The organism is Kitasatospora sp. NPDC032121, from assembly GCF_055580145.1.
The window spans coordinates 1-2084 of sequence record NZ_JBVILX010000016.1 but is presented as its reverse complement, the minus strand read 5'-3'; the positions used below and the strand labels follow the sequence as shown (position 1 = coordinate 2084).

At 73.2% G+C, this 2084-nt stretch carries 3 protein-coding genes and 1 pseudogene; 3 read left to right on the top strand and 1 reads right to left on the bottom strand.

Features of this window, described 5'->3' with window-relative positions:
* Window positions 1–75 precede the first annotated feature (75 nt).
* Window positions 76–366, top strand: a pseudogene (locus ACZ5OX_RS30085) (response regulator transcription factor); the annotation flags it as partial.
* 79 nt (window positions 367–445) lie between these two features.
* On the opposite strand, the gene ACZ5OX_RS30080 reads toward ACZ5OX_RS30085, so the two are convergent.
* The gene (locus ACZ5OX_RS30080; RefSeq protein ID WP_465634379.1) at window positions 446–928 is read right to left on the bottom strand and encodes a GNAT family N-acetyltransferase; all 483 of its coding nucleotides are present in this window, start codon (window positions 926–928) and stop codon (window positions 446–448) included.
* Between the two features lie 254 nt (window positions 929–1182).
* On the opposite strand from ACZ5OX_RS30080, the gene ACZ5OX_RS30075 reads away from it, so the two are divergent.
* Complete coding sequence (locus ACZ5OX_RS30075; protein ID WP_465634377.1) at window positions 1183–1542, top strand: PRC-barrel domain-containing protein; 360 nt, start codon at window positions 1183–1185, stop codon at window positions 1540–1542.
* Between the two features lie 118 nt (window positions 1543–1660).
* Entirely contained in the window at window positions 1661–1927 is a 267-nt protein-coding gene (locus ACZ5OX_RS30070; RefSeq protein WP_360341404.1) for a metal-sensitive transcriptional regulator, read from the top strand.
* The last annotated feature ends 157 nt before the right edge of the window (window positions 1928–2084 follow it).

Below are 2084 nucleotides of genomic sequence, written 5' to 3'. Positions count from 1 at the left end.
ACGTAACCCCCCCCCCCCCCCCCCCCCCCCCCCCCCCCCCCCCCCCTCCCCCCCCCCCCCCCCCCCCCCCCCCCCCCCCCCCCGACCCGGGCGGTGATCGACCAGTTCCTGGCCCAGCCCGAGCCGGCGCCCGGAACCCCGACCAGTGAGCGGCTCGCCGTCCTCACCGCCCGCGAGCGCGAGGTGATGTCGATGGCCGCCACCGGCCTCACCAACGAGGAGATCGCGGAGCGGATGTTCGTCAGCCCCTTCACCGTCCGCACCCACGTCCACCGGGCGATGAACAAGCTCGACGCCCGCGACCGCGCCCAGCTCGTCGCCATCGCCTATCAGACCGGCCTGGTCCCGCCCGGCCGCCCGGCCTGAGCCGCCGGGGACCGGGCCAGGGCTGGATCGGGTCGGCCCACGATCGGGTCGAGCGCGATCGGGGTCGGGCGCGATCGGCTCAGCCCGCGGTCGGGCCCGGTCGCGCCTCGGCCCGCTCCGCGCCCGGGCGCGGAGCCCGGACGCGGGGGAGACCGAAGGCGGACATCTCCTTCTCGTCGTACGAGAGGAAGCCCAGCGAGCGGTAGAAGGCGTGGTTCCGCACGCCCTCCGGGGTGGACTCGTGGTCGGTCGAGAGCAGGAAGAACCGGCAGTGGGCGTAGCGGTCCATCAGGTGCTCCATCAGTGCGCGCCCCACGCCCTTCCGGTGGTGGCGCGGGTGCACCAGCACGTCCTGGACGTAGCAGACCGCCTCGTCGTCCGAGACGGTGCGGGCCAGCCCGAGCAGTTCCCCGGACTCGTCGCGCGCGGTCACGACCAGGTGGGAGTTGGCCAGGCCGCGCAGCAGCTTGTCGACGTCGCCGGTGTAGCCCTCCCACCCCACCGCGTCGTACAGCTCGAACATCTCGTCGCGGTCGAACTCCACCTCGCGGGCGATGATCACATTGCCTCCCCGGTCACGCGGCTCTCTCCGGAACCGTCGTCCCTGACGTGCTCGAACCTCCGATCCTTCAACGGACGCCCCGCTCCGCTCAATGTGGTCTGGACCGCATGGACCACAGTGCCTGCGGGCCACCCCGTCGTACCTGCCGACGCGGTCGGCGCCGGGGCCCGTGGGCCCGTCGTGCGCCCCTGTCGCTCCCGACGGAGGATGGGGGGATCAGGGCCGTGGAAGAGCCGGAGGCGGGAGGCCGGGCGATGGGCATCGCAATGGCGGACATCCGGGAGTGGCGCGGCCACGCCGTGGTCGACGAGAAGAGCCGCCGCATAGGTTCGCTGGAGTCGGTCTACGTGGAGACGGCCAGCGACGAGCCGTTCTTCGCGACCGTCACGGTCGGGTTCGCCGGCCGTCGCCGCCTGGTGTTCGTCCCGCTGGAGGGGGCGGTGGCCGGACCGGACTACCTCCGGGTGGCGTACCCGCGCAACGTCGTCAAGCAGGCTCCGGCGATCGGCACCGACGACGTGCTGCCCGCCGAGGACGAGCCCGCCGTGTTCGCGCACTACGAGCTTCCGTACGCGACCGGCGCCGGTGGGGAGCGCCGCCTGGCCCGCCGCTGACCGGTCCCCGGTTCCGCCGCTGACCCACCCCCGCCGGGTACGGCTTTCGCGACCCGGGAATGAATACCCCGCCGGGTACACTTGTCCATCGACAGTCGATGTGAAAGGCGGCCCCGACATGCAGGTGGACGAGGAGGCGGTCGGCGCGGTCCTGAACCGGCTGCGCCGCGCGCAGGGCCAGTTGGCCGGAGTGATCGCGATGATCGAGGCGGGCCGGGACTGCAAGGACGTGGTCACCCAGCTCGCCGCCGTCTCGCGCGCACTCGACCGGGCCGGGTTCAAGATCGTCGCGAGCGGCATGCGCCAGTGCATGGCCGCCGCCGACGAGGACACCCCGCCGATGAGCGAGGCCGAGCTGGAGAAGCTCTTCCTCGCCCTGGCCTGACCGGCGGCGCACGCCCAGGGAGCACGGAACGGCGGGGGGTTGGGGGGGGGAGGGCCCCCCCCCCCCCCCCCCACGCACGCGGGAATGTCCGAACAAGAGCACCAGGGAGATATCCGAGACACATTCACGGAGACGCCCGCCAGAACGTCCACCACAA